The sequence below is a fragment of the Xenorhabdus santafensis genome (assembly GCF_033949405.1).
Classification (GTDB): Bacteria; Pseudomonadota; Gammaproteobacteria; order Enterobacterales; family Enterobacteriaceae; genus Xenorhabdus; species Xenorhabdus santafensis.
Genome location: NZ_VCDN01000066.1, coordinates 1 through 6,800, shown reverse-complemented (window position 1 = coordinate 6,800; position 6,800 = coordinate 1). Strand labels below are relative to the sequence as shown.

General features: G+C 46.7%; 2 protein-coding genes. Both read right to left on the bottom strand.

The window, feature by feature from the left end; all coding sequences use genetic code 11:
• A partial coding sequence (locus FE392_RS15860; protein WP_319931184.1) for a tyrosine-type DNA invertase occupies positions 1-623 on the bottom strand: 623 nt, incomplete at its 3' end.
• 292 nt (positions 624-915) lie between these two features.
• Positions 916-6,684 carry an inverse autotransporter beta domain-containing protein gene (locus FE392_RS15855; RefSeq protein ID WP_319931183.1) on the bottom strand — a complete coding sequence of 1,923 codons (5,769 nt, stop codon included), beginning with the start codon at positions 6,682-6,684 and terminating at the stop codon, positions 916-918.
• Positions 6,685-6,800: the final 116 nt, after the last annotated feature.

The window sequence follows — 6,800 nt, the reverse complement described above, 5'->3', positions numbered from 1 at the left end:
GTTAACAGTTGGGTACTAACTGTTAACTTTGAGCGTTTTCCATTTGGTACCCAAACAGTCTCGAACCGACCCGCATTACTCGCGGTATAGCGAACCGTATGACGGATATTTCGGTGACCCAAATAATCTTGAATCAGGCGGGTATCGACGCCGTTGTCTGCCAGCGCATAACCACAGGCGTGCCTCAACATGTGCGGATTCGCGCATATCGACAATTTTGCCTTTAAGCTGGTTTGTTTGATGATTTTATAGACTTGTTGACGTGACATGCGTTGCCCATGCCGGGAGAGAAACAGCCACTCGGTATTGTCACTCGTTTGCTTATACGGCGGTGCTTTGGATAAATAACTCTGCCGCTCCACCAACCAGTGGCGAAGCAATTGAATTTCGCGCTGTACCATCGGGTGAATGGTGGAAAACCCGTTTTTCAGGCGCTGAACACGCAGGCTGCGGCTGTTCAAATCCACATCCGACAGTTTCAGGTTCAATAGCTCAGATACGCGAAATCCGTGAATAAACCCCATAAATATCATGCAGATATTCCTCTCCGCATGGGCTTGTTTACCCAACTCTCGCAGCAGGACTTCAATTTCCGGTTGGGTCAGATACTTGCGTTTTAGCATGGTTTCATCTCCAGAAAATTGTGGAAGCCTGTTCCATCAAGCTTTGGTGATAGAATAATAAAATGAGTCATTTATTAGTGTTGCTGATTATTTATAGAGTGCAAACTTGGGAGGGGAAGAGGAGGAAATAAAACAGTGGGAATTTCTGGCGTGGAATATAGCGAAGAGGATGAAAAATCGCCCCTTGTTGGTAGTGACAAGGGGCGATTTTTTTACTTCTTTATAAATAATAGTATTGAGCAGATAATATTGTATTAGTGCAACTTAACAATATAATACAGCCTCAAACTTTTCATTTTTTACAAGTGACAAAGTGATTAGTATACGTGAGAGGATACTCATCCTCTATGCCATCTGATAAACTTAATCTATAATTTCTAGCTAATCCATCCGTATAGTTTTCATCAGGAGAAGGAGTGCTGCTTGTATACCTAACATTAGGCCAACCATGTTTTTTGGGGATATCCCCTTCCTGCTTCCATAGCGCTCTTATTGCTGTTATATCTGCAACTCCGTTAGTACAGTGTATTTTTATGTTAGCCCACTCACTAATTGCATACTCTTCTTTCTCAACTGGGTAACTAGTAATATTATTTTCACTGGCTGCCTCAATTTCTTTAAATAACACTGGTCTTTTAAACGTTATGTTCCCCGCAGTCATTTCAATATCGTCTGTCATATGCCCCCAATAATTGGCCAGAGGTGAATCCGGGCTGGTAATCACAGTAAAGATAACATTTTGCGTCTTTGGAGGAAGAGGGTTAGCCTGATCATTCGCGGTAATTATTAATGGTGTCCGCAATCCTATACTTGTGTCATCAGTGACTTCGATAACCAGCTTGCCATCCTGATCAGTAACACCTGTGTAGGTTTGATCTTTAACATAATTTTTACCATCAATCTTCAATTGAGCGGTAGGCTCTATCGGATCCTTATTATTCCGCCCAGTTGCTTTACCCAATGTTACTTCAATGGGTATTTTACCAACGGACTTACCTTGATTTTGAGTCTCAATGGTTACGATCATGGTTTTCCCTTTCTGAGCTTTAAAACCATCATTGGTTTTTTTAATGCCATCCTCCGTTTTCAGATCGACATTGATCTTATCCGCAACGCCTTTGATGCTGCCATCTTCATTACCACCTGTGACATTGTTTTTCTTTTTCTGTATGGACGTATCTGTTGCGATGACTGCACCAATCCTTATTTTATTATCTATCGCCATACGATGACCACGAGGTATCATGGCGAGCTGGATAATTCGGCCACTGTCCTTCTGCTCCAAGGTATAATCATCCGGCACAATTCCAGTATTGGCGGGATTAATATAATGGCTAGGATCATCAATATATTTTCTGATTTCCTTTTCCGGTGATTGTGGGGCTGTGGGATCAGTTGAATCAGGCTGTTTTATACCCCACAAGAATACCGACTCATCAGTGTCCTCCTTATCATGCTTAATAAAGGTATAAGAACCTGTCAATTTTTGTCCCATTTCTAACTGACCGTGAATGTTTAAATCTTTGATTTCTCCGCCCAAATCAGGATCAATCACTTCTCCATTGATTCCTCCGGTAAGCGTATCGTTCTCGTGAGTATTTGTTACCATCTTCTTATCTGCTTCTATACCATGCCCATTTTTCGGCAATATCGACAGTTCCAACAGATAACCGCTGTCTTTTAGGCTCAGTTTATACGATGGAATTTTACCGCTAGGAATTCCTTTTTCATTCACGGTACCCTTTGCATCCGGATCAGCGACAGTTTCTCGGTTACCCGTGTTTAAATCGCCCTTTTTAAAGCGTGTCCAGGTATACTCGGATTTATCGGTATAATACCCGTTGTTAGCGTTAAAAATATAATTAGCCTCCAAGGTTTCTTCGAAATACAGGCGACCTGTCAATGTTAGTTTATCAATGGATGGCTTCGCCTCTGGGTTAAGGATAGTGCCCGGTTTTCCGCCTTTGGATACTGTTTTATTGATATCGGTATCGGTCATACTGATATCCACGGTTTTAGCCTCGCCTTCTTTTTGCTGACCATTAATAGGCTTAATAGTAATGGCGATGGTTTTCCCTGAATCTTGATCCCCCAGTTCTTTCTTCAGAGTATGTGAAGCAGTGTCTTCTACTGGTTTAAAATCATTAGGGTTGGGGATCTCGCCTTTGTCGTGCCAGGCAAACAGGGACTTATCTGTCGCATCCCCACCGTTGTCATTGAAGTCATAAGTCGCTGTCAGCGATTTTTTGAGTTCTAACTCACCAGCCAGAACAATCTTGTCAATGCTTGGTGTGGCATTGGGGTCAGACACACCACCTTGAGTATTCCCACCAGTGGTTTGGTTACCTTTTTCTCCTTTGCGCAATATGACGGTATGGGGGGTGCTGCTTCCAATATTTACCTTATTGGCCGCCAATACTGATAGCTCCAGTACTGTGTTTACAGCATCGGGTGGAATGGTGTAATCGGGTACTTTGCCTTTGTCAGACACGTTACCAAACTGCATTAACCCCTCTTGTTGAGCGTCCGAAAGGCGGAGTGGTTCCCCTTCCTTCATATTCGCGGCCTTAGCCAGTGCTTTCACTTTATCTGCCGTGGTATTTTCTCCACCCCAAGCAAAAAACGAATGGTCATCCTCATTTCCACCATTAGATTCAAAGTCATACTTCGCACTTAATTTTTCTCCCGGAGACATCTTACCGGTGACAGTCAGTCCACTGATAGATGGGGCAGTCAGGGTATCAAACTCCAACTCCGTCGGTTTTGGATTCTTCTTGCCGTCAACAGTTGTGGTCACTGCCCAGTTACCGGTTTTGGTACCGGCCGTGATCACCACTTCATACACGCCATTGCCGACTTCGGTTACATCCCCAATATGCGGGTCTTTACCTTCTCCTGTCAGTTTGGAGTTATCACCAGTGACTTTGATGCTGTCTTTGGCACCGGAGATGGGCTTGTTGTCACTATCTGTTAATGTGATCTTCAGGATTTTCTTGGTATTTCCATCAGCCGGCAGGGCTTTGTTGCCGTCAGCAGGGTCAACCGCAGGGCTTTCCGGATTTAATGCCTCTGCCAGTGATTTTCCGAACGTAATGGTTGCCGGTTCTCCTACCTTTTTACCGAGCACTTCCGGCGTTAATGTCCATTTGCCTTTTTTCTCTCCGGCGGTGACTGTCGCGATATACTTACCACTGCCTGATGGAGTTTCTTTGAATTCATTGCGACTTGGCATTTTGCCGTTGCCATACAATTCATGGTCATCCGGTAACAGCTTGATATCTTTTTCCATACCGCTGATAGGGTTACCATGCTCATCTTTTAAATCCACCTCAATCTCCATGGTTTCCCCCGGATTGAGTGGCCCACCTTTTTTGGTTGTAAAAGTGGATTTTGTCGGATCAATCAGATCCGCCTTGTTAGTGGCGAAGTTGATTTCTGTTTTGTTCTTCAACGGCTTGCCGTCTATTTTGGTGATGATTTCCCACTTGCCGGTTTTATCACCTGCCTTGACTTTCACCGTGTAAGTCCCTGGAGGGTTTTCAACGATGTTGTCTTTGTCGATGGTTGGCTTGTTTTTTCCGGTTCCGGTCAACTGGTCGCCGTTATCCTCAAAGGTAATGCTGTCTTTCGCATTCGGGATTGGGTTACCTTTATCGTCTTTCAGCTCCAGCGTCATGGTGGTGCTGTCTTCATTGTCAGCCGTCAGCGCATTTGCCGCTGGTTTGAAGGCCGATTTGTCGGTATCCACAATATCCGCCAATGACTGACCAAAAGTGATGTGGGTCGGTTGCAACTCTTTGCCATCCACCACAGGCGTGATTTTCAGGGTGCCTTTTTTCTTGCCGGCGATCACCTTGGCTTTGTAAATTCCGCTGCCAGCCGGGTCTTCCTTGAGGTCAGTGCGATGCGGATCAGGGGACTCACCGTACAGGTCACTCTTGTCTTCCGTCAGTTTGATTTTATCGACAGCACCGGTGATCGGTTTACCTTCTTTGTCGATAAGTTTCAGAACGATATCAGTCTCTTCATTTTCCTTGTTCAGATTACCATTGTCCGGTTCGAATTTGGTTTGGCCCGTATCCACCATATTGGCCAGAGAATCGCCGAAATCAATCACGGTTGATGGCAATTCATGTCCATCGACTTTAGGATTGATAACCCACTTGCCGTGTTTGGTACCGGCGATAGCCGTGACTTCATAAATTCCGCTGCCTTCCGGGACTTCCTTAATTTCGTTGCCCAACTTCGGATCTTTGCCGTCGCCGGTTAGTTTAGATTTATCATCCGTCAGGGAAATGCTGCCTGCGGCCCCACTGACAGGTTTGCCATCTTTGTCCGTCAATTTCAGGCGGATAACGGTCTGGGTTTTACCATCGGCCACCATAGATTTGTTGGCGGGTTCAAATCCGGAACCCGCCGGATTGACCGCAGATGCAGTGACCAAAATTTGGGCATCCATTCGTTCAGAGGCATTGCCCTGCATATCATAAGCCACACCGGACAGATTGTAGGTATTGTTGCCTTTATCTTGGTACGGTGGCAGGGTCAGCAGGTAATGGGTGCCGCCGCTGACAGATGATGGCGCTGCACTTTTAAACAATTCACCATTTTCATTGCGGATGGATGGGCTGCCCGCGGCTTCCAGCTTACCGCCTCCAGCGACCAGATTGGCAGTGTCCCAAATAATCTCTTTCAGGCCGTTTTTCGAGCTGACCGTGACATTCAAGGGAATTACGGCGCCACCGCGTCCGCTGATCCGGGTTTCCATCATCAATCGAATCAGATTTTTTTTGCGGTATTCCAACACAATTTGGTTATTACGATCGACTAAATCATAGCGTCCGCCTTGCAGGGTACGACGGAAGGCGACTGCATCAGGATCAACTTGTTTTGACCACGGCGTACCAATTTCATAATTGAGGCCGAGATTAAACAAGATATCTCCGCCACCGGAGGCGCTCTGGCGACGGTCAAGTCCCAGTGTTACCAGCGGGATGGGGGTATAATTGATGCCAAAGGTAAAGGCGGCCGGGTTTTTCTGCCGCTGTTTTTCACTCAGCAACCCGACTTCATCACCGAAATACTGCTCATATATCAACTTACCGCCCAGCTGGGGATAGGTCGGCACATAGCCCTCTGCCCGCAGGTCAAAGCCGTTGGCCGGGCGCTCTTCATAATCGGTCAGTTTTTTGCCGTCTTTCCAGCCACTGGCGCGGAAATAGCCGTTGGCCGCGAATTTCATGAAGTCACGGGCATATTCCGCTCCAAGACCGAAACGGGTATGGTCGCGGGTAATGTCGTGGTCGAGGAAAGCGTTATAACCGATCATGCCATCATCAAAGAAATGGCGCTGGCCCAGACCAAAGTTCGCTGTGGTACGGCTGTCGATATGGCGCAGGCCAAATTGGGTAAATGTCAGGTGTTTTGCGGTATCGTACAGCGGCAGCAGCATATCGAACTGGCTGCCGTCCAGCCGCCCGCGATCATCCATATTGGCCTGAATTTTGACGTTACCGTAACGTTGCAGCCAGTTTCGTACCGCTTGATTGGCTTCATTGACTGCCATGCCGCGCAATTGGTTTTTGGCATTATCCACCATGTTGCCGCTTTTTATCATGCTTGCCGCTTGGGATGCGGTGCTTGCCAGCCAACGTTCGGTGTTATTTCCTGTAACGGGTGCGTCAGCCGCGGCTTTCAGACTGTCAGCCAGCAACCGATCAGATGAGGATTGCGGTACGTCAATTTCGTCGCCGGCACCCAATTTCGCAAACGGTTTATGGAATTCCCGCTGTTGGTTGAGTTTTTTCAGCTCCGTGACGGTCAGGCCATGACGTTTTGCCACGGTTTTAACGCTTTCGCCCGCGCTCAATCGGTAAGGGCGAGTTTTCCCGGCATGCGATTGGTTTTCCCGGGCTTGAAACTCACTTTTGGCGCTTGCCACAGCAGGAGTAAACGCTGCCGCGACGGGAAAGGCGACCTGCGCAAAGATATTCGCCCATGCCACCCATTTGAGGTGGTGGCGCTGTTTTTTTGTCCACTGCCTGTCTTGTTTTTTTAACATATTTTCAACCTTCAGAATCAACATAAATCCCACCAGATATCACTCAATACTGGTGATATTGACTCGTCCCAGAGTAGTGTTTGCCATCCGTGCTTTAGTTGACAATTAGTACCAAA